19 protein-coding genes are annotated in these 22,362 nt (G+C 37.5%); 17 read left to right on the top strand and 2 right to left on the bottom strand.

Going from position 1 to position 22,362, the window contains the following annotated elements; translation table 11 throughout:
• The 4 genes from Q0E03_RS00095 to Q0E03_RS00080 all read left to right on the top strand — a co-directional run bounded on the left by Q0E03_RS00095 (position 1) and on the right by Q0E03_RS00080 (position 7,848).
• A complete protein-coding gene (locus Q0E03_RS00095) occupies positions 1 to 3,345 on the top strand; it encodes a PD-(D/E)XK nuclease family protein (RefSeq protein WP_297127879.1) in 3,345 nt (1,114 codons plus the stop codon).
• Positions 3,338 to 6,844, top strand: coding sequence for a helicase-exonuclease AddAB subunit AddA (addA, locus tag Q0E03_RS00090; RefSeq protein ID WP_297127876.1), 3,507 nt, complete (start codon positions 3,338 to 3,340; stop codon positions 6,842 to 6,844). The genes Q0E03_RS00095 and addA overlap by 8 nt, the downstream gene beginning before the upstream one ends.
• A gap of 116 nt (positions 6,845 to 6,960) precedes the next feature.
• Entirely contained in the window at positions 6,961 to 7,164 is a 204-nt protein-coding gene (gene rpmE, locus Q0E03_RS00085; RefSeq protein ID WP_078768421.1) for a 50S ribosomal protein L31, read from the top strand.
• A gap of 63 nt (positions 7,165 to 7,227) precedes the next feature.
• On the top strand, positions 7,228 to 7,848 hold the full coding sequence (locus tag Q0E03_RS00080; protein ID WP_297127872.1) for a YigZ family protein: 621 nt from the start codon (positions 7,228 to 7,230) through the stop codon (positions 7,846 to 7,848).
• A gap of 43 nt (positions 7,849 to 7,891) precedes the next feature.
• On the opposite strand, the gene Q0E03_RS00075 is transcribed toward Q0E03_RS00080, so the two are convergent.
• Positions 7,892 to 8,731, bottom strand: coding sequence for a metallophosphoesterase (locus Q0E03_RS00075; RefSeq protein ID WP_297127869.1), 840 nt, complete (start codon positions 8,729 to 8,731; stop codon positions 7,892 to 7,894).
• Positions 8,732 to 8,867: 136 nt separating this feature from the next.
• On the opposite strand from Q0E03_RS00075, the gene Q0E03_RS00070 reads away from it, so the two are divergent.
• The 13 genes from Q0E03_RS00070 to Q0E03_RS00010 are packed head-to-tail and all read left to right on the top strand — an operon-like array spanning position 8,868 to position 21,143.
• Positions 8,868 to 9,872 carry a deoxyguanosinetriphosphate triphosphohydrolase gene (locus tag Q0E03_RS00070; protein ID WP_297127866.1) on the top strand — a complete coding sequence of 335 codons (1,005 nt, stop codon included), beginning with the start codon at positions 8,868 to 8,870 and terminating at the stop codon, positions 9,870 to 9,872.
• A gap of 36 nt (positions 9,873 to 9,908) precedes the next feature.
• Positions 9,909 to 11,651, top strand: a complete 1,743-nt coding sequence (gene dnaG, locus Q0E03_RS00065) for a DNA primase (protein WP_297127863.1) — start codon at positions 9,909 to 9,911, stop codon at positions 11,649 to 11,651.
• Positions 11,652 to 11,666: 15 nt separating this feature from the next.
• The gene (gene rpoD, locus Q0E03_RS00060) at positions 11,667 to 12,788 is read left to right on the top strand and encodes an RNA polymerase sigma factor RpoD (protein ID WP_297127860.1); all 1,122 of its coding nucleotides are present in this window, start codon (positions 11,667 to 11,669) and stop codon (positions 12,786 to 12,788) included.
• On the top strand, positions 12,788 to 13,009 hold the full coding sequence (locus Q0E03_RS00055) for a DUF896 domain-containing protein (protein WP_297127857.1): 222 nt from the start codon (positions 12,788 to 12,790) through the stop codon (positions 13,007 to 13,009). Before rpoD ends, Q0E03_RS00055 begins: the two co-directional genes overlap by 1 nt.
• Positions 12,997 to 13,668 carry a deoxynucleoside kinase gene (locus tag Q0E03_RS00050; RefSeq protein WP_297127853.1) on the top strand — a complete coding sequence of 224 codons (672 nt, stop codon included), beginning with the start codon at positions 12,997 to 12,999 and terminating at the stop codon, positions 13,666 to 13,668. Before Q0E03_RS00055 ends, Q0E03_RS00050 begins: the two co-directional genes overlap by 13 nt.
• On the top strand, positions 13,661 to 14,554 hold the full coding sequence (locus Q0E03_RS00045; RefSeq protein ID WP_297127850.1) for a DUF2156 domain-containing protein: 894 nt from the start codon (positions 13,661 to 13,663) through the stop codon (positions 14,552 to 14,554). Before Q0E03_RS00050 ends, Q0E03_RS00045 begins: the two co-directional genes overlap by 8 nt.
• On the top strand, positions 14,547 to 15,005 hold the full coding sequence (locus Q0E03_RS00040; RefSeq protein ID WP_297127847.1) for a GNAT family N-acetyltransferase: 459 nt from the start codon (positions 14,547 to 14,549) through the stop codon (positions 15,003 to 15,005). The genes Q0E03_RS00045 and Q0E03_RS00040 overlap by 8 nt, the downstream gene beginning before the upstream one ends.
• 2 nt (positions 15,006 to 15,007) lie before the next feature.
• Positions 15,008 to 15,547 (top strand): DJ-1 family glyoxalase III, encoded by a 540-nt coding sequence (locus tag Q0E03_RS00035; protein WP_297127843.1) that lies wholly within the window; start codon positions 15,008 to 15,010, stop codon positions 15,545 to 15,547.
• On the top strand, positions 15,516 to 16,112 hold the full coding sequence (locus Q0E03_RS00030; RefSeq protein WP_297127840.1) for a 5-formyltetrahydrofolate cyclo-ligase: 597 nt from the start codon (positions 15,516 to 15,518) through the stop codon (positions 16,110 to 16,112). The genes Q0E03_RS00035 and Q0E03_RS00030 overlap by 32 nt, the downstream gene beginning before the upstream one ends.
• Positions 16,105 to 17,334: an endolytic transglycosylase MltG gene (gene mltG / locus Q0E03_RS00025; protein WP_297127837.1), complete on the top strand. Its 1,230-nt coding sequence runs from the start codon at positions 16,105 to 16,107 to the stop codon at positions 17,332 to 17,334. The genes Q0E03_RS00030 and mltG overlap by 8 nt, the downstream gene beginning before the upstream one ends.
• Before the next feature lies 1 nt (position 17,335).
• A complete protein-coding gene (locus Q0E03_RS00020; RefSeq protein WP_297127834.1) occupies positions 17,336 to 18,565 on the top strand; it encodes a U32 family peptidase in 1,230 nt (409 codons plus the stop codon).
• A 44-nt stretch (positions 18,566 to 18,609) separates the two neighbouring features.
• The gene (locus Q0E03_RS00015) at positions 18,610 to 20,112 is read left to right on the top strand and encodes a penicillin-binding transpeptidase domain-containing protein (RefSeq protein ID WP_297127831.1); all 1,503 of its coding nucleotides are present in this window, start codon (positions 18,610 to 18,612) and stop codon (positions 20,110 to 20,112) included.
• A 38-nt stretch (positions 20,113 to 20,150) separates the two neighbouring features.
• The gene (locus Q0E03_RS00010; protein ID WP_297127828.1) at positions 20,151 to 21,143 is read left to right on the top strand and encodes a YafY family protein; all 993 of its coding nucleotides are present in this window, start codon (positions 20,151 to 20,153) and stop codon (positions 21,141 to 21,143) included.
• A gap of 45 nt (positions 21,144 to 21,188) precedes the next feature.
• Here Q0E03_RS00010 and metA read toward each other — a convergent pair whose 3' ends face one another.
• Positions 21,189 to 22,103: a homoserine O-succinyltransferase gene (metA, locus tag Q0E03_RS00005; RefSeq protein ID WP_297127825.1), complete on the bottom strand. Its 915-nt coding sequence runs from the start codon at positions 22,101 to 22,103 to the stop codon at positions 21,189 to 21,191.
• Positions 22,104 to 22,362: the final 259 nt, after the last annotated feature.

Below are 22,362 nucleotides of genomic sequence, written 5' to 3'. Positions count from 1 at the left end.
ATGTTACAGCTTATACTCGGTCGTTCCGGCAGCGGTAAAACAGAATATGTCTTTTCTCATATAAAGGAACTTGTTGATAATGGCGAGCAAAATATCCTTTTGCTTACTCCTGAGCAGTATTCTTTTATCAGCGAAAGGCGACTTCTAAAGGATTTGGGAGAAAGTAGGGTCAATTCGGTAGAAAATGGCTCTTTTTCCCGTTTGTCTAATGAAATTTCACGCAGATACGGTTCAGCTCCGCTTCCTGTCCTCACTAAGGGAGCAAAGGCAGTTGTGTTCAAAAAAGCATGTGAGAGTGTAAAGGACGAATTAAAATTATTTGGTAAAAACACAGATAACGTTGCTTTCATCAATTCGGCAATCAAGATTTATGACGAAATGAAATCTTGCCGTGTCGGTGCTCAAGATATTATGCAGGCTTCTGCCAATACGGAAAAAGAAACTTTGTCACAAAAACTTCACGACATTTCTCTTATAATGTCGGCTTATGATTCATATATAGACGGCAAATTCCTTGACGGTGCAAGTGAATTGACCCGACTTTATACAAAACTTGTTGACCTTGATTATTTTGTCGGCAGAACTGTTTTTGTTGACGGCTTTAATGGATTTGTGGCTCAGGAATACAAAATTCTTGAAGTTATTTTGTCGCAGGCAAAGGCAGTCTATGTGACGTTTTGCACCGATTCGTATATTAATAAAGATAAATATAATCTTTTTTCATATGTAAACAATAATATTAATTATCTTAGAGAAGCGGCTGAAAATGCAGGTACATCAATGCTTGAACCTATTTATCTTGAAGATAATTTCAGATTTAACAATGATGAACTGAGACTTAGCGAAAAATTTGTTTTTTCAAATATAAAAAACACTTCCGAGGATATTCCTAAGAACATAGAACTTTATGGTGCAAAATCAATTATTGACGAATGTGATTTTGTTTCCGACAGAATTTCAAAGCTTCTTCGTTCTGGTGTAAGAGCGTCTGATATAGCTGTTATTTGCAGAGATTTGGATAAATATCAAAAAGAACTTCAGTTTTCTTTTTCAAAATATAACATTCCTTATTTTAATGACGAAAGACAGAATGTTTCTTCCGAACCGCTCATTATGTTTGTAAATTTTTTAATGAGATGCAGCATTTATTCATTATCTTCAAATGATATCTTTTCTATGCTTAAAACGGGACTTACCGCACTTGATGACGATGATATCAACGAACTTGAAAATTATGCTTTTGTTTGGAATGTCAAAGGCTCAAAATGGAAAAAGGAATTCACCAATTCTCCAAAGGGCTTTTCCGAGGAAATGTCAGATAATGATATAAAAAAACTTCAGGCAATCAATACAAGCAGAGAATATGTTGTTGATAGGCTTCAAAAATTCAATTCAGCATGCAAAAAGAAAAGTTCTGAGGATATATGCAAGGCAATATATTTTACTCTGATCGATTTTTCTGTTGATGAAAAACTTCGTGAGCTTGCAAAATCTCTTAACGAAAGCGGAAAATCGGTGCTTGCATTTGAACAGGGCAGAGTGTGGGATTTGCTTATGGATATTCTTGACAAGCTTGCCGCAATTTCAGGTGACGAAACCATTTCTGTTAGGGATTTTTATAAGCTGTTTAATCTTATGATTATGAACGAGGATCTCGGAAATATTCCGTCAGGTCTTGACAATGTTCAAATCGGTTCGGCTGACAGAATAAGATGCAATAATCCTTATTCTGTTTTTGTTGTGGGGGCAAATGAGGGCGAATTCCCTCAAAATGTCACTTCGTTCGGCTTGTTGTCCGAAAGTGACAGAAATATTCTTATCGAAAACAAATTCAAACTTTATGCATACGGTGAAAACCTCAATGCACAGGAAAAGTATTTTGCATATATGGCTCTTTCTGCTCCGAGTGACAGATTGTTCGTTTCGTTCAGAAACGGCTCTGCTGACGGCGCCGAAAGTATTATTGTCAGCGAACTGAAAAATATTTTTCCTAATTTAGAGGTTCATTCTGCACAGGACGAATACTCTGTTTCGGTTGCCGAAACCGACGCCAATACCTTTGAAATTCTTGCTTCAAATTATGATGATAATACGGAATTTGTTGCAACACTGAAGGAATATTTTGCAGAAAAGCCTGAGTTTGAGAGTCGACTTTCAGCTGTTAAACGTCTTTCAAAAAATGAGAATATAACAATTAAAAATCCCGATTTGGCACGACAACTTTTCAAAAATGATATGTATTTATCTGTTTCAAAAATTGAGGATTACTATAAATGTGCGTTCAGATATTATTGCAAGTTCGGTCTTAATGCCCGTCCGAGAATCAAGGCGGAAATGAATCCAATGGAAACAGGTTCTGTTATTCATTTTGTTCTTGAATGTGTTGTCAGAGATTACGGCTCAAAGGGACTTATTGAACTTAACTCGGCACAAATTGAGTCGATTGTTAAAAAATATCTTAAAGAATATCTTGAAAGCAAAATTGGTGATTACAGTGAGTTTACAGTAAGATTTAAGTATCGCTTTATGTATCTTTCAAGGCTTATTTCGTATGTTGTTTTGAGACTTCGTGAGGAATTTAAAAACAGTGATTTTGAACCGAGAGCATTTGAACTTTCAATAGGCAACGGTGAAAAGGGCGAAAGCGTCAAATCTCAGATAATCAAACTCCCTGACGGCGGAACAATTCAAATACGCGGTTCTATTGACCGTGTAGATACATATTCCGAAAACGGTGAGCAGTATGTTCGTGTTGTAGATTACAAAAGCGGAATAAAAAAATTTAAACTTAGCGACATTCTCTACGGTCTTAATCTTCAAATGTTTGTTTATCTTTTTACTCTTTGTAAAAGCGATAACGAGCTTTCGGGCAAGGAAGCGGGTGTGCTGTATCTCCATTCTGCAAGAAGTATTTATAATGTGTCAAGAAGTTCTGCGGATTCAGAGGTTTTGTCAGGTGACGATAAGGCTTATAAGATGGTCGGCGTGGTTCTTAACGATGATGAACATCAAATTGCAGAACGTATGGAGCACGATTTGAACGGCAAGTTCATTGATGTAAAATGTTCGGCTAAAAACGGTGTCTGCGGAAGCATTGTCAGCCTTGAAGATATGGGCAGAATTTCGCATAAAATAGACAACTTGATTGAACAAATGGGCGTTGAACTTCATATGGGCAGAATTATGCAGAATCCCGTCAATTCACCAACGCATAATAACACTTGTGAGTTTTGTGATTATTCTTCTGTTTGTGCAAACCGAAAGAAAATAGAAGCAAAAGAAATTGAAGAACTTTCGTTTTCCGACACCCTTGAAAAGCTAAAGGAGGATGATGCAAATGCCTAATTGGACAATATCGCAACAAAATGCTATTGAAGCACGTAACAGCAATATCCTCGTCAGTGCCGCAGCAGGTTCGGGAAAAACCGCGGTTTTGGTTGAACGCGTTATAAGACTTATTACCGATGTCAATCTTAATGTAGATGTTGATAAGCTTCTTATCGTAACATTTACTAATGCTGCCGCCGCAGAAATGAAAAGCAGAATTGCAAAAGCATTGTTAAAAATAATAAAAGCTGACCCAAACGACACGAATGCACACAGGCAGCTTGCTCTTTTGCCGAATGCAAGAGTTTCAACTATTGATTCTTTTTGTATCGGTCTTGTTAGAGAAAATTTCTTTAATCTTGACATTGAACAGGATTTTAAAATTCTTGATAATTCGGAAAATGCCGTTTTGGAGCAAACCGCAATGGATGAGGTGCTTGATTTTCTGTATGAAAATGACGGTGATGACTTTAAGACTCTTGTTGATATGTTTTCATCAACCAAAGACGATAAAGGTTTTGCCGAGGTTGTCAACAGAATCAGTCATTTTATTTCTTCTCAGGCCTTTCCTGAAAAATGGCTTGATGAAGTTTGCGAGGCATACAATCCTGATGTGAAATTTGAGGATTCGTTTTGGTCAAAATATGTTGTTGATGAGGTGAATTCACTTTTGACGGTCGTTGACGATTTGTTCAAACAATCAAAAGATGTTTTGAATGTCGCTGATGACAAACATAAAAAGCTGCTTGATGTTCTCGGCAGTGACCGTTTGCTGATTGACAATTTGATAGAGAATGCAAAAACGGATAAATGGGACGAAATGCTTGACGTAATTAACAATATTTCGTTTTGCAGATTTCCGTCGGTTAAATGTGATGAAAAAGATTTTGTAAAGTCAAACAGAGATTTATACAAGGACATCATCACAAAATCAATCGCGCCTATGTATTCCGCAACAAGTGACGATTATTTGAACGATTGCGAGGTTCTTTATCCTGTAATTAAACATTTGACCTCTGTTGTTAAAATGTATAATCAAAAATTGTTTGAAATGAAAAAGGAAATCAATTCTTTTACTTTTTCCGATATAGAACATTTTGCAATTAATCTTTTGTTTTATCCTGATGAGTTCGGCAAGATATTCAGAACACCTCTTGCAGATGAACTTGAAGATTCTTTTTACGAAATTCTTGTTGATGAGTATCAGGACACTAACTCTGCACAGGACAAATTGTTTGAGATTTTGTCAAATGGAAAAAATAGATTTATGGTTGGAGATGTAAAACAGAGTATTTATAAATTTCGACTTGCAATGCCTTTTATTTTTACAAATAAAAAGGACAGATATGCTCATTATGAAAACGGAAGTGAAGAAACATGTCAGAAAATTATTTTAAGCAATAATTTCCGTTCGCGTAAGGGTGTGTGCGATTATGTAAACTTTGTTTGCTCAAATGTTATGTCAAAAAAAGTAGGCGGTATTGATTATAACAATGAGGAAATGCTCAATTCTTCTGCCGATTTCAACGAATCGGATGTGCCGTCTGCTCAAATAAAATATATTTCAACTCCTGATGACGAGGATTCAATAGAATACGAAGCTCATCAAATTGCAAATCTTATATTGAAGAAGATTGCAAGCAAGGAAAAAATCAAAGACGGAGATACATACAGGAACATCTGCTATGGTGATTTTGCAATTCTGTTGAGAAGTGCAAAGACAAAAATCAACGCCGTTACCAATGTTCTTTCTCAGTATGGTATTCCAACAGTGGCAAATAACAAAGTCAATCTTTTTGATAATAACGAGATTGTAATTTTGCTTAACTTCCTGAGAGTTATTGATAACCCAACTCAGGATATTCCGCTTCTTGCCACTCTTATGTCTGTTTTTTATGGCTATACAGCAGATGATATTTCTCAGGCGAGAGTGGACTGCCCTTATGGTAATTTGTTTTCTGCTGTTTCAAAATCTGATGTTTTTTCGAGATTTGTTGATGATTTAAAAAAGTATAGGGAATATGCTTCATCAATGAGTGTTGAAAACCTTGTCAGACAAATTATAGGCGATACATCTTATCTGTCTGTGATTTCAGCTATGGGCAATCACGAGCAACGCGTTCAAAATGTTATGCTTCTTGTTGATATTGCCAAAAGATTTGATAATGGCGAAAATGTCGGATTGACAGCATTTATAAGATATGTTGATTCAATTATTGAAAACAAATTTAATGTAGAGAGTGCTTCTGTAAATGAAGCCGGCAAGGACGCAGTTGCAGTTATGACTGTTCATCGTTCAAAAGGTCTTGAATTTCCGGTTTGTATTCTTGCGGGAGCAAGCGGTAAATACAATAAGGACGATATAACAAAAGGAATTATTCAGCTTAATCCTCAAAAAGGTATAGGCTTAAAGGTTTATGACGATAAAAGGCTTTGTAGATTTGATTCGCTTCAATTTAGCGTTATTAAAGATATTAACACATATGAAACTATGAGCGAAAATTTACGTGTCCTTTATGTTGCGATGACAAGGGCAAAGGAACAGTTTATAACTTTCATTTCCGTCTCGTCAAAAGGCGTGGAAGCTTATGTTGATTCTGTATCAAAAAAACTTATTTCGTCAAGTGCGTCATCGATTCCCGTTATTTCACCTTTTGTTGTTAAAAAGGCAAATACCGATGCAGAACTGTTGACTCTCTGTGCACTCATTCACAAAGACGGAAAAGTTTTACGTGATATGTGTTCAAAGAATGATATAGGCTTTGATGCACTCGCCGATTTTAAACTTGATATAGAAATCTTAGATGAAAATGAAAAGCCGCAACAGCAGGAAGAACAACTTGTTCTTGCCAATGCCGAATTGCTTGATGAACTTAGAGATAAGCTTCGGTTTAAGTATGATAGGCTCAAATTGTCTGCTTTTACATCAAAACGCACCGCTTCGTCACTTGATGTTGCGGAACAAGATTTCAAGTATCTCACTTCCTCAAAACCTGCATTTTTGAGCAAAGCAAATATGACTTCTGCTCAAAAAGGAACGGCTATGCACACTTTTATGCAGTTCTGTGATTATTCTGAGTCAAAGAATAATCTTGAAAATGAAATTGAACGATTGGTTTCGATGTCGTTTTTGACCGAGGAACAGGCAAACAGCCTTGATAGAAAAAAATTGACAACATTATTCAATGGCGAATTTGCTCAGCGAATGTTTTGCAGTGATAATATTTATCGAGAAATAAAGGTTTCTTCTTTTGTTTCCGTTAATGAAATCGAGGAAACAGATTATACCGATGAAGTTTTAATTCAAGGTATAGCCGATTGTGTGTTTGAGGAAAACGGAGAACTTGTGCTTGTAGATTATAAAACAGACCGGGTAGACTCTGAAGAAGATTTACTCGAAAGATACAAAAATCAAATTGCTTTTTACAAAAAAGCAGTAGCAAAAACACTGAATAAGCCGGTAAAAGAGGCACTTCTTTACTCGTTTTCACTAAATAAAGTGTGTATTTACAAATAAATTGAAAAAAACACTTGCATTTTGTGTTAAACTTTGTTATAATTCTTGCGTTATAAGATTTAGTTGATAACAGCTATATTCTTTCGACTATCGGCAATTTAAGCGAGGTGAAAGTAATGAAAGACGGAATTCATCCTGAATATAAGGCATGCACAGTTAAGTGTGCTTGCGGTGCAACATTTGAAACAAAGAGCACAAAGGGCGATATGAAGGTTGATATTTGCTCAAAGTGTCACCCATTCTATACAGGTAAGCAAAAGCTTGTAGATACAGGTGGACGTGTTGAAAGATTCAACAAGAGATTTGCTAAGAAGGGCTAATCAAAAAATAACGGCAACAGTTGGTATGACCTCTGTTGCCTTGTTTTTTCTTTTGGAGGAAGTATGGAAGAATACAGAACCGTGGAAATAGCTGCCGATGATTTTTTTATAGAAAAAAAGTCAAAGTTCATCGGTTATGCAAAACCTGTTAAAACCGTTGAAGAAGCAACAGAATTTATTTCTCAGATCAGATCAAAGCATTGGGATGCAACACACAATGTTTATGCCTATGTTTTGCGTGAAAACAACACCCAACGATATAGCGATGACGGAGAACCGAGCGGAACTGCAGGAGTTCCTATGCTTGATGTTTTGCTCAAGGAAAATCTTGTTGATGTTTGCGTTGTCGGCACACGATATTTTGGCGGAACTCTCCTCGGTGCGGGCGGTTTGGTTCGTGCATACAGCCACACTTCAAAAATTGCCGTTGAGGCGGCACATATCATCACTATGGCAGAATGTGATGTGATGAGCGTTGCGGTTGATTATTCGTTCTATGAGAGAATGAATATTCTTTTGTCCGATTTTTCCGCAAATATCAAGGACAGCGATTTTGCAGACAATGTAAAAATCACTTTTTCAATAAAAAAAGACAGGGTAGAGGCTTTGCAAGCAAAACTCACCGATGTCAGCAACGGAAAATATATTCTTGAATACATCGGTTCTGAATTTGCACAGATATAATAAAAAACAGGAGGTCGAGTGACTTCCTGTTTTATCTGCTTTATCAGTTGATGTTGATTACATTTATTTCGGGATGATTGAACAGCCTGAAAGGAAATTCTGCGTTTCCGAGTCCTCGTGAAACAATCAGCTTCGGTCTGTCACCAAAAGAGCCTTTTGCGTATTTGGGAAACAGTCCTTGTCCCGGTGAAAATACAGGACCTATGAACGGTAAACAAAATTGACCGCCGTGTGCGTGTCCTGATAATTGTAGGTCAAAGTCATATTGACTGTAATTCATTTCTCTTACATTTTCAAAATTTTCCGGGAAATGCGACAACACAATTTTAAATCCGTTGTTTCTTTCCAATTCTGCAAAATACGGCGACATATCTTTGTAAACAAAAGTTCCGTTCTTGCGTGCTTTGTAGTCGTCAAAATCCGCTTGGTTTTCATCAAGTCCGAGTATGCTGACGTCAAAGCCTTTATCATCATAAACAGAAACTCGGTTCAGCAAAACAATAAAACCGATGTCAGACAGTTCTTGCATTATGCTGTCAAAGTTTTCAAGCCGTCTTTCGTGGTTGCCTGTGATGTAGTAGACCTTTGCAATTTTCACAAGTTCTTTGCCAAAGGCGAGCATTTTTTCTTTGTTTTTGCATCGGTCGTTTATATAGTCACCCGTTATGCAGATGATGTCAGGATTGAGTTCTTGCGTTTTTTTCAGCACTTTGTCAAAAGGTTTTGAGTGTAGGTCGCTTAACTGAACAATTTTCAAATTTCCGCAGTCGTCGGATTTTATATTATATTGAGTTATGTCAATAATATTGTTTTGCAGATATAAAAAAATAATTATGCCTGCAAGAACAATCAAAGCAATTGCCGTAATCAAGATATATTCCATAAAACACCTCTTAATTATGATACATTTTTATTTTTTGTCCGTCAAGATAAAAAAATAAAGGATTTTTGATATTTTTTGAGTATAGAATATATGGATAGAAATTTTAAGTTATATTTTGTCGAAAGGAGAGAGTAAAATGGAAAAGTGTATTCGTCAAATTTCCGAGGAAAACGAAAAGAAAATTTTGTCACCGCTTGCGTGCCTTTCATCGCAAACTAAGGGCAGATTGAGAGAAGAACCCGAATGTGAAATAAGAACCGCATTTCAGCGTGACCGTGACAGAATTATTCATTCACAGTCTTTTAGACGATTGAAACATAAAACCCAGGTGTTTCTTGCTCCGTCAGGTGACCATTACAGAACCCGACTTACACATACTCTTGAAGTTTCGCAAATTGCAAGAACTATTGCCCGTGCACTTCAACTCAACGAGGATTTAACCGAGGCAATCGCACTCGGTCACGATTTGGGTCATACACCTTTCGGACACGCAGGTGAAAGAGCACTTGCAAAGCTATCTCCAAACGGGTTTAAACATTATGAGCAGAGTGTTCGTGTTGTTGATATTTTGGAAAAAGACGGCAAGGGTTTGAACCTAACCGAAGAAGTGAGGAACGGCATTTTGTGCCATACGATAGGCGAAGACTCTTACACCCTTGAAGGTCAAATTATTCGCATTGCGGACAAAATTGCGTACATCAATCATGATATAGACGATGCTATAAGAGCAGGTGTTATGAATGAGGAGGACATTCCTCTTGATATAAGAATGAGCCTTGGTATGACAAAGAGCGAGCGTATTAACAATATGGTGCTCAATGTAATTAAAAATACCGATGACAAAAAAATTCTTATGAGTGATGACTTTTGGGAATTGTTCAACGATTTGCACGACTTTATGTTTGTTGCTGTTTATAAAAATCCTGTTTGCAAAGGCGAAGAAGTTAAAGCTGTTGCAATGCTTGAGCAGATTTATGATCATTATTCAAAGCAACCCGAAGAAATGCCGGAACAGTATGTGGGCATTGCCGAAAAAGAGGGAGTTGACCGTGCCGTGTGCGATTACATAGCAGGTATGAGCGATAATTATTCTGTCAAAGTGTTCAATCAGTTATATGTTCCTAAATTTTGGATAGAATAATTTATATGTTTTAATTTACGTAAAGGAGTTTTGATTATGCCGTCACTTTCGGATAGCTTTTTGCAGGAACTTCGGCTTAAAACAGATGTTGTTGATTTGATTTCAAGCTATGTTTCTCTCAAAAAACGAGGCAATACCTATGTCGGTTTGTGCCCGTTTCATAATGAAAAAACTCCGTCATTTACCGTTTATGAAAATACGCAGAGCTTTTATTGCTTCGGTTGCGGAGCAGGCGGCGACGGCGTAAGTTTTATGCGTAAGATAGAAAATCTTGACTATATCGATGCCGTCAAGGTTCTTGCCCAAAGAGCAGGTATGCAAATGCCCGATGACGGCTACGATGATTCTCTGTCAAAAAAACGCAGAACTGTTTTGGAAATCAATCGAGAAACCGCAAGGTTTTATCACAACTATATGATGAGCGAGCAGGGAAAGGTCGGTTTGCAGTATTTTTTGAATCGTGGACTTTCTCAAAAGACTATTCGCCATTTTGGTTTGGGCTACGCTCCAAATAAGTGGGACGAGCTGTTGAAGCACCTCAAATCAAAGGGATATAATGTTTCCGATATGCTTGCGGCGGGTGTTGTCAGAAAAGGCGAAAAGGGATATTACGATTATTTCAGAAACCGTGTTATGACGCCTATAATTGATGTCAGGGGCAATTTTATTGCTTTTGGCGGTCGTGTTCTTGACGATTCAAAACCGAAGTATATCAACACCTCCGATACTTTGGCATACAAGAAAACAAATGAGGTTTTCGGTCTTAATTATGCAAAAGACAGCGGAAATGACAGCCTGATTTTATGTGAAGGTTATATGGATGTCATCGCTATGCACCAAGCAGGATTTACAAACGCTGTTGCAGGTTGTGGCACTGCTTTGACCAATGAGCAGGTTAGGCTTCTTTCCCGATATGCAAAGGAAATCATACTTGTTTATGATAACGACGAGGCAGGTCAAAAAGCACTTAACAAAGCTATTTCGCTGTTTGATCAGGTCGATATTGAAATAAGTATACCAACACTCAGCGGTGGCAAAGACCCTGATGAAATTATAAAAAATGTAGGACGGGCACGGTTTGCCGATATGCTCGAAAATTCGTCAAATGAGGTTGAGTTTGCAATTATGAAACTTCGCAGAGGCTTCAATCTTCAAACCACTCAAGGTAAAAGTCAGTTTGCAGGCGAGGCTGTAAAGATTCTTGCAAATGCAACGCCGATTGAACAGGATTTGTATTTGTCCCGTCTTGCCGATGAACTCGGAATTGAAAAGAGAGCACTTCAAACACAGCTTGTTGAATACAGCACTCGTGTGGCAAAGGGCAGAAAAAAGCGAGAGTATAATAAAATCATTGATGACGATTTGCGTAAAACTCGCAAGGAAAGTTTTGAGGCCGATACTTCAACCGTGTCGCTCAAGGCGCAGTCAAGAGTTATCGGACTTCTTATGACTTATCCCGATTGCTATTCTCTGTGCAAGGATTTAAGTCCCGACGAATTCACGGCAGGCTTTTATAAAAAGGCTTATGAATCCGTTTTGCAACGAATCAGGGATAACTTATCGCTTGAATTGATAATGTTCAACGAAGTGTTCACAGATGATGAAATGGGCAAGTTTACACGCCTTGTTTCGGCTTCGCAGAACAGCTCGAACCCCAAAAAGGAATTTACCGATTGCATCAATGTAATTGATAAAGAGTACAAAAAACAAAATTCAAAAAGTACCTCTGAAATGAATGATGATGATTTCAGAAACTTTTTCAATAAAAAGAATACATAACACGAGGAGATTATTATGGAAAAAAAGCAAGCACCTATGACAGAAGCTGAAAAGAAAGAAAATGCGTTTAAAAAAATAATCGAAAAGGGCAAGCAGGCAGGTCACCTCACAGCACAGGAAATCGACAACCTTATCGTTGAACTTGACCTTGATGTTGATGAACTTGAAAAGCTTAACGACCAAATTGATTCAAATAATATCAGCATTATTGATGACTTCTCATCAGAAGCACTTGACGGTATTTCTCTTGAAGTTGACCTTCCAAAGGAAACAGACGCCGCCGATTCTGTTGCCGTAAACGACAGCGCTCAGATGGATGACCCGGTAAAGGTTTATCTTAAAGAGATCGGAAGAATTCCTCTTTTGACAGCCGAGGAAGAAATTGAACTTGCTATGAAAATAGCAGATGATGACGAAAATGCAAAAAAGCGTCTTGCAGAAGCAAACCTTCGTTTGGTTGTTAGTATCGCAAAGAGATATGTGGGCAGAGGTATGCAGTTCCTTGACCTTATTCAAGAGGGCAATCTAGGTCTTATCAAAGCTGTTGACAAGTTTGATTACACAAAGGGCTTTAAGTTTTCAACATATGCAACATGGTGGATTAGACAAGCCATCACAAGAGCTATTGCCGACCAGGCAAGAACAATCCGTATCCCAGTTCATATGGTGGAAACCATCAACAAAGTAAAGAAAGCACAGTCACAACTTCTTCACCTTAACGGTCATGAAGCAACACCTGAAGAAATCGCTGATTATCTTGAACTTCCTGTTGATAAGGTAAGAGAAATCATACGTGTTTCACAAGAACCTGTATCACTTGAAACCCCTATCGGTGAGGAGGAAGATTCACATCTCGGCGACTTCATTCCTGATGACGATGCTCTTGCACCAGCTGATGCCGCATCTATGAGCCTCCTTAAGGAGCAACTTGCAGAGGTGCTTAAAACTCTCACCCCAAGAGAGGAAAAAGTGCTTAAACTTCGTTTCGGTCTTGAGGACGGAAATCCAAAAACACTTGAAGAAGTCGGCAAGGAATTCAATGTAACTCGTGAGCGTATTCGTCAGATTGAAGCTAAGGCACTTCGCAAGCTTCGCCACCCAACAAGAAGTAAAAAATTAAAGGACTTTTTAGACTAATGACAGAAGATAAAATTAAAAGAATAAATGAGCTTGCTCACAAATCCAAAACTCCTGAGGGACTCACCGAGGAGGAAAAGGAAGAACAGGCGATTTTAAGACAGGAATATATCAATTCATATAAAGCGAGCCTCATCGGTCAGCTTGAAAACACATATATTGTTCGTCCTGACGGAACAAAAGAACATCTTGAAAGAAAAAAGAAAAAATGGGAAAACTAATTATTATGGAGGGTTTGGACGGTAGCGGAAAATCTACCCAAACCGACCTTCTTGAAAAATATATTCTTCAAAATAATATTGAATACAAAAAGATTAAACTTCCGGATTATGACAGTCCGTCAAGCACGCTTGTAAATATGTATCTTGGCGGAGAATTCGGCACGGACGCTTCAGATGTAAACGCTTATGCCGCGTCTGCATTTTATGCCGTTGACCGTTTCGCTTCTTTCAAACTGAAATGGAAAGAGGATTACGAAAACGGAAAACTTATTCTTGCCGATAGATACGCAACTTCAAATCTTATTTATCAAACAGAAAAGATTGATGAAAGCAAGTGGGATGAATATATTGAATGGTCAGAGGATTTTGAGTATAACAAAATCGGAATTCCTTGTCCCGACCTTGTAATTTTTCTCGATATGCCTGTTGAAATTTCTCAAAGGCTTATGACCTCACGCTATAACGGCGATGAAAACAAAAAAGATGTTCACGAGGCAAATGTGGCATTTCTCAATGCTTGCAGAAAATCTGCACTTTATGCCGCCAAAAAACAAGGCTGGGCTATTGTTGAATGTTCAGACGGTGAAAATCCTTTGCCGATTGATGTTATACACAACAAAATCGTTCAGATTGTAGAAAAGGAAATTAACAATGCTTGATTTTAAAAAGCCTGAAATCACAGATAAACAATGGGTAAACGATTGCCTTGCCCATGCAAACAGTATGAATTGCGAATACACTTTTGGCAATTTATTTATTTGGAGCTCTGCATATTCAACGGAGATTTGCAGATATAAAGATTTTTTGATTTGCAGATGGGGCAATGACAATGATATTAATTATTCTTTGCCGCTCGGCGAGGGTGATTTTACCGACGCTGTTTCTGCAATAATTGAATATGCAAAATCAAATGGTGAAACTCCTGTTATTTATGGCATTACCGAGGGCTATCTCGGTCTTATGCAGGAGGCTTTCACAGGCAAATTTACTTATAAATATGACGAGGGCAATAACGATTATATTTATTCAACTGAAAAAATGGCTTCTCTTTCAGGCAAGAAGTATCACGGTAAACGTAATCATATAACTAATTTTAAGAAAAACAATCCCGATTGGTCGTTTGAAAAAATCTCAAAGGATAATATAGATGAATGTCTTGCGCTTCATTCGAAATGGATTGAAAACAAAGACCCCGATGATGAAGATTATTCGTGGGAATTCGAGGCAGTAAAAAAGGCTTTTGAGTATTTTGACGAGCTTGATATGGTTGGCGGTCTTATCAGAGTTAACGGCGAAGTTATCGCTTACACTCTCGGTGAGCCGCAAATGAACGCTCATTGCTTCGTTTCTCATTTTGAAAAAGCACCTGCCGATATGATTGGAGCTTATCCTATCATCAATCAGGAATTTACCAAAAACTGCCTTATGCAGTATGAGTATGTAAACAGAGAAGAAGATTTGGGTATTGAGGGACTCCGCAAAGCAAAGCAATCCTATCATCCCGAAATTTGGCTTGAAAAGTGTACGGCGATTTATAATGATTAAGATAACACAAAACGCAAATGATATTGTTCCGTTATGGAATGAAGCTTTCGGTGACAGCAAGGAAGATATTGTGTTTTTTATTGAAAATATAAAAAACGCAAGATGCTTTGCATATTTTAAAAATGGAAAAGCAGTCAGTATGCTGTATCTTGTTGATTGTGCTCTTGACGGCAAACAGTCGCATTATATTTATGCGGCTTGCACAACACAAAGTTGCCGAAAAAAAGGATATATGAGTGCTCTCATCGAGCATTGTATTGCAGAATTTGATGAAGTGTGCCTTATTCCGGCTAACGAGAAATTAATTGAATACTATAAAAGGCAAGGATTGAACTTTGAGTATTCTGTTGATAAATTAAAATTTGATGAGTGCAAGGAGTTGGTTGACGAGTATCTCTATGCAGGCTGCTCGCTTGACACACCGCTTGTGCTTTCAAACAAAGGGGAATAATTATGGTTTATGTATTTTTAGCAGACGGTTTTGAAATTATCGAGGCATTGTCACCGGTTGATATGCTTCGCCGTGCAGGAGTTGAGGTTAAACTCGTCGGAGTTACAAGCGAGATTGTTTCATCATCTTGCGGTGTTGCAGTCAAAACCGATATGATGATTGATGACTTCGATTTTTACGATGTAGAAGCTATTGTGCTTCCTGGCGGTATGCCGGGCACACTTAATCTTGAAAATTCGCAGTCTGTGCAAAAAATCATTGATAATGCAAATAACACAAATGCGTTTATATGTGCAATTTGTGCTGCTCCGTCAATTCTCGGACACAAGGGACTTTTGAAAGAAAAAGAAGCTACTTGCTTCCCCGGATTTGAAAACGCTCTTGAGGGTGCTACGCTTTCCGATAAATACGTTGTCACAGACGGCAAGTATATCACTGCAAGAGGGGCAGGCGTATCAGTTGACTTCGGTCTTGAAATCATAAAACAACTTCGCACAGAGGAGCTTTCAAATGAAATCAGAAGCCAAATTCAGTGCAGATAAAAAAGAGCTTCGCTCATATATAAAATCTAAGCGAAAAACTATTGAGAACAAAGCTGAAAAAGACAGCCTTATTGCACAAAATCTTTTGTCGCTTGACGAAATAAAAAATGCCGACACAGTTTTGTGTTATTTTTCTCTTGATGATGAAGTTTGCACAGACGGAATCGTCACCGCTTTGCTCAATATGGGCAAAAAAGTCGGTGCGCCTTATTGCGTTGATAACGACGGAAATATGGATTTTTATTACATAACCGATTTTGACGATTTGAGGATTCAGTCGTTCGGTGTTCGTGAACCTGTGCTTGAAAAATGCGAAAAGATTACATCTTTTGATAACGCTGTTATTATATTGCCCGGTCTGTGCTTTGATAAAAACGGCAATCGTCTTGGCTACGGAAAAGGGTATTATGACAGATTTTTGCAAATTCACTCTTTAATTTCTGTTGGTTTGTGTTATAATAGCCTTATTGTAAAAAAAGTACCAACAGATATGTACGATAAAAAAGCGGACATTATCGTTACTGAAAATGATATAATAAAAACAAACGGAGGGAAAAATGGATAAATTCGGTTTTAACTCAAATGAAAATAAGAACAACCCTGATTTCTATTTTTCAAACAGCGAGAGTGCTCCTGTTAAACATACAAATAACACTCCGACCAAAACAAATGCAAGAAAAAAGAAAAAGTCGTCAAGCGGTGTAGGCTCAACCTATCTTTTCTTTATCATTGTTATTTGCGTGTCGGTGGTTGTTTCTATTTATGCAATCTTTTGTATGAATGATATTTTTGCTATTACCAAGACAAAATCAAATGTAACCGTGTCTTATTCTCAAAAGATTGAAGATGCCGATGAAGCAATTGATATTCTTTCTGATAAGGGACTTATCAAATGCAAGAATTTCTGCAAGTTTTTTGTTAAACTCAGAGATAGCCTTATCAAAAGTAAGCCACTCGGAGGCCCGTATGAAGCCGGTGTATATTATCTCAACGGAAAAATGGGACTTGAGGGTATGCTCGTAACACTCAAAGGTAACACTTCATCAAGCGAAACCGTAACTTTGACATTTCCTGAGGGGTATACTGTCCCTGAAATTGTAAACAAACTGTCAGAAAATGACGTTTGTGATAAAACAGCGCTTTTGTCAGTTATTCAGTCAACGGATTTTCCATACTCTCTTGTAACAAATCTCAAAGCAAGCGATTCTGTTCCATACAGACTTGAAGGATTTATGTTCCCTGATACTTACGAGTTCTTCATTAATGAAAGCGCTTCAAGTACAGTTCGCAAATTCCTTGAAAACGGCGATGCCAGATTTACAGAAAAATATAAACAAAGAGCAGAAAAAATGGGCTATTCAATCTATCAGATTATGACCATTGCATCTATTGTTCAAAAGGAAGCTGCAAATGATGACCAAATGAAAACCATTGCGGGCATTCTTTATAATCGTTTGGATGATACCGTAAATTTCCCGACTCTCGGTTGTCAGTCAACAGCCGACTACATCACAAACAAGGTTGCACCTAATTTGTCGTCAACCTCGTCGCATACATCGGAATATTATATGACTTATTATAACACTAATTCGTCATCAACTGTTGTCGGCTTGCCGGCAGGCCCTATTTGTAATCCGGGCTTAACAGCAATTCATGCCGCATTGTATCCAAAAGAAACTTCTGCAAAATTCTTCTTCCATGATACAAAACGAAATATGTACACTGCAAAAACATACAGTGAATTTAAACAGAAAGTTAGAACTTACGCACCTTATTTGGAATATTAACATGAATCAAAAATTAGAATTACTTTCTCCGTCAGGAGATATTGACAGATTAAAATTAGCAGTAAAGTTTGGCGCAGACGCAATATATGTCGGTGGAGAAATGTTCGGAATGAGAACAAATCCTTCAAACTTTAACGCCAACCAATTAAAAGAAGCAGTGAATATTGTTCACTCCGCAGGCAAAAGATTATATTTGACTTGCAACACTTTGCCAAGAAATTATGAACTTGGTGCATTGCCTGATTATCTTAAATATGTTGCCGAAATCGGTGTTGATGCGCTTATTATTGCTGATGTGGGCGTACTATCTTTAGCAAAAAAATATGCGCCCGATACCGAAATTCATATGTCAACGCAGGTCGGCATTGTCAATTATGCCGCTGCAAATGCATTGTATGAAATGGGTGCAAAGCGTATTGTTACAGCAAGAGAACTTTCACTTGACGAAATCAAAACTATTCGTGACAAAACCAATCCCGATTTGGAAATTGAGGTTTTTGTTCACGGCGCTATGTGTATGTCATTTAGCGGAAGATGTATTTTGTCGGATTATTTGGTCGGCAGAGATGCTAACAGAGGCGATTGTGCACAGCCTTGCAGATGGAAATATCATCTTGTTGAAGAAACTCGACCGGGACAGTATTTTCCAATTAATCAGGATGAAAACGGCACTTATATTTTCAATTCTCGTGATCTTTGTATGATAGACCATATCCCTGAGCTTGACCGTGCGGGCATAGATTCTTTTAAAATTGAGGGCAGAGCAAAGAGTGAATATTATACCGCTATTGTTACATATGCCTATCGTCATGCTATTGACGAATATCTTGCTTCGGGCAGAAAGGCAGAGTTTGTTCCGTCACAATGGATTCTTGATGAAATGGAAAAGATGAGCCATCGTGAATACACAACAGGCTTTAATTTTGGTCCAATCAAAAACGGTCAGGTGCTCAACACAGGCGGATACATTCGTAATTGGGACGTGTGTGCACTTTATAAGAGCCAACAAAACGGCAGGCTAACAGTAACTCAACGCAATCGTTTTTATCAAGGCGATACCCTTGAAGTAGTTGAGCCTTTCAAGATGCCGTATCAAATTACGGTAGAAGAACTTTACAATGAAAAAGACGAGGAGTTCGTTGATGTTGCAAACAAGGCAACAGATGTATATTCCTTTAAGTGTGAGAAAGAAATATCACCCGATGCAATTTTCAGAGTTGAACGCAAATAAACAATAACCCTTTTGTACATAAATAGTACAAAGGGGTTGTTGTTATGTATAAGAGAATTATGTCGTTTTCTCTTGCTGTATGTCTGCTGTTTTTGGGAATTTGCGGAAGAATAGGCTATATAATTTTTAGTAAAAACTATGTTGTATCGGGCGGTAAAAACTCATATTCAATTACGATTGACCGCAAACAGCCGACTCTTTATTATCGGACAGGAATTGTTGCAACAAATAACAGCTGTAAATATGTTGCTGTTATTCGTCCAAACCCTCGTTCAATCGGCGAACTTGAAAAGATTTTTTCAAAATCCGAGAAAAAAGAAATTATTAATGAATTGAAAAACGGAAAGCCTGTTGTTCGTTTGCTTGATGAGTATCCGTCACAAACGCTCAAATCAATTAAGGTATATAAGAGATATGACGCTGATAATAATCTTCATCAAATAATTGCAAAGCAGTCAAACGGATTGCTGAACCACACAGGTGAAGAAATTGGCAAAAGCACTGCGATTTTCAGTATTGATGCAAATGGCAGACTTCTTGACGGTGACAGCGGTATGGTTGAAAATATAAACTACGATTCTCCCGAGGGTTATGTCCTTTCAATTGATAAAAAAATTCAACAAATTGCCATTGACGCTTCATCAAAAATGAAAAGTGGATGCGTTGTCGTGATGAATACCGATGACCATTCAATTCTTGCTTGTGTAAATAAGCCGTTTGACAGTTATATTATCAAGGCTTTTCGTCAGTACTCTGTCGGTTCTGTGTTCAAGATTGTTGTCGCAGTATGCGCACTCGAAAACAATGTGCAAATTAATTATAATTGCAAGGGCAGTATTAGGGTTGGCGATACCGAATATTCTTGCCAAAACAATCATATTCATATGGCTCAAAATTTGAAACAAGCACTTGCCAATTCCTGTAATTGCTATTTTGTGAATCTTGCAAATGTTCTCGGAAGTGAAAAATTGCTTGATACCTGCAATAAATTAGGCTTCAACGATTATACCGAATTGTTTGCTGATTGGAAGATTAAAAACGGAAATCTTCCTACTGAATACGAATTGTTGTCAAAGGGCGAACTGTCTCTTTTCGGCTTTGGACAAGGCAAACTCACTGCTTCTCCATTGCAAATAGCCTCGGTAATTTGTACTGTGGCAGATAACGGTCGTTTTGCTCAACCAAAACTTGTTATGTCGAATGTTAATAATAAAAATGATAAAAACGATGTTTCCTATCCTCCAAAGAAAAAAGTCTTAAAACAAAATACTTGCAACAAACTGATTGAATATATGAGATATGTTGTTACAGACGGCACGGCGCATATAATTATGCACGGTGATAAAGGTTCTGTCGGCAAAACCGCAACGGCTCAAACGGGTCAATATGAAAACGGTGTTGAAAAACTAAACACTTGGTTTGTAGGATTGTATCCATATGATGAACCCAAATATGTAATTGTGATTATGACAGAAAACGGAAAGTCAGGTGCAGGGGATTGTTGTCCGATTTTTAGTACCATAGTTGAACAACTTGGTAAAATGTGATATAATTATGCCATAGAAAATGTTAAGGGGAAATATTTATGGCAGAAAAAAAGCTAAAAACGCTTCTTGTTTTTAAATATCTTGATGAGTTTTCAGATGAGGCACATCCGCTTTCAACAAGTCAACTTATTGAAATGCTTGCAAATGACGGTATAAAATGTGAAAGAAAATCAATCTATGCCGATGTAAAAACTTTAAAAGAAATCGGATATGATATTGTTTCTATAAAATCACCGACCAATGGCGGATTTTTTATGGCAAGCAGAAAGTTTGAAATTCCGGAGGTGCGTTTGCTTATTGATGCTGTAACATCTGCCGGATTTATAACACCTAAAAAGACTCAAGGACTTATTGAAAAACTCGAATCTTTAGTGTCAAAAAATCAAGCTAATTCTATTGTAACGCAGGTTTATATCGACCCAAATACAAAGTGTGATAATGAGGAAATCTATTATATTATTGACGCACTCCACACTGCTATTAAAGAAAAGAAAAAGGTTAAGTTTTTCTATAAGCGTCGCAATATAGATGTTGAGAATAGGAAGAACTATACCGAAAAAACATTTACCGTTTCTCCTTATGCACTCATTTGGAAAGAAGACCATTATTATTTGCTTTGCAATAATCAAAAGTACGATAATATTATGAACCTTCGTGTTGACCGTATAAGAAAGGTGCAAACTCTTGATGAACCTGTAAGACCTTTTTATGAAGTCAGCGAATATAAGGAAGTGTTCGATGTTGCAGATTATTCAAGCAAGATGTTCAATATGTTCAGCGGTGCTTCCGATAAGGTTCGAATTATGTGCGACCTTGAGCTTCGTGAGCAGATTATGGATAGATTTGGCGCTAAAGTTCCGCTTATTGCTTATGATAGCACTCATTTTGAAACAACGGTTGATGTTGCCGTGTCCGATGGACTCGTTTCGTGGCTTATGTCATTTGGAAACAAAGCAAAAGTGCTCGAACCTCAATATCTTGCCGATGCAGTTAAAGAGCGTGCTCAGCAAATCGCAAAACTATATGAATAAAAATGCCTCTTGATGAATTGAAGTGTGTCATCAAGAGGCGTTTTTTTATAATGTATTCAAATCATAAGGCGTCTTTTGGTAAACAAAGTAGTTCAACCAATTGTTAAATAAGATGTTCGCCGTGCCTTTCCATTCCATTTGAGGAGTTAATTTGCAATCGTCATTAGGAAAGTAATTGTATGGAATGTCAATATCAAAACCTTTTTCCTTGTCACGGAAGTATTCTCTTGCAAGTGTATCTCTGTCGTATTCACTGTGACCGGTAACAAAGAACTTTCTGCAATCCATATCTGCAACAATATGAATACCTGCCATATCACTATAAGAAAGAATTTGCAAATCTTTGACTTGTGCAATATCTTGCGTTTTTATTTCTGTGTGTCGTGAATGCGGCACATAGTAGATATCGTCAAGTCCTCTCATCAAAGGATGGGTTTCATCAAGGCTTTTGTGTGGGAAGATGCCAAAAATCTTTTTCTTTGTCGGATATTTCTTTATACCGTAGTGATAGTAAAGTCCTGCTTGCGCACCCCAGCAAATATGAAATGTAGAGTAAACATTCGTTTTGCTCCATTCCATAATCTTGCAAAGTTCGTTCCAATAGTCAACTTCTTCAAATTCCATTTGCTCAACAGGAGCACCTGTAATTATCATTCCGTCATATTTTCTGTCTTTAACATCATCATATGTTTCGTAGAACTTTTCCATATGGCTCTTTGAAACATTCTTTGCTTCGTGTGTTGCAACTTGCAAAAATTCCACATCAACCTGAAGCGGAGAATTACTCAAAAGTCGAAGCAGCTGTGTTTCTGTTTCCAATTTAGTAGGCATCAGGTTGAGTATCAATATTTTAAGCGGTCGAATATCTTGCGTGTCTGCACGCATATTGCTCATCACAAATATATTCTCAATTTCAAGTCGCTGTTTTGCGGGTAATTCATTATCTATTCTGATTGGCATAACTCAACCTCCTTATAAAAGTGTTTTAATATTATATCAAATTAATTATATTAATTCAAGTATATATTATATATATACATTATACATGCGAGCAAATTTTGCTCGTACTTTTTACACAAAAACTATATATATATTCAATGGTTTATGTGAATATTGTTGTAATTTGAAAAAAATGAAAATTTTTTCAAAAAAAGTGTTGACATTTGGGTAATGAGGTGGTAAGATGTACAAGTCGTCAGCGAGAGAGCGAGACGGCAAG

The sequence above is a fragment of the uncultured Eubacterium sp. genome (assembly GCF_934525195.1).
Lineage (GTDB): Bacteria > Bacillota > Clostridia > Oscillospirales > Acutalibacteraceae > Eubacterium_R.
The sequence above is the reverse complement of the archived record's forward strand: the minus strand, read 5'-3'. Positions and strand labels throughout refer to the sequence as shown.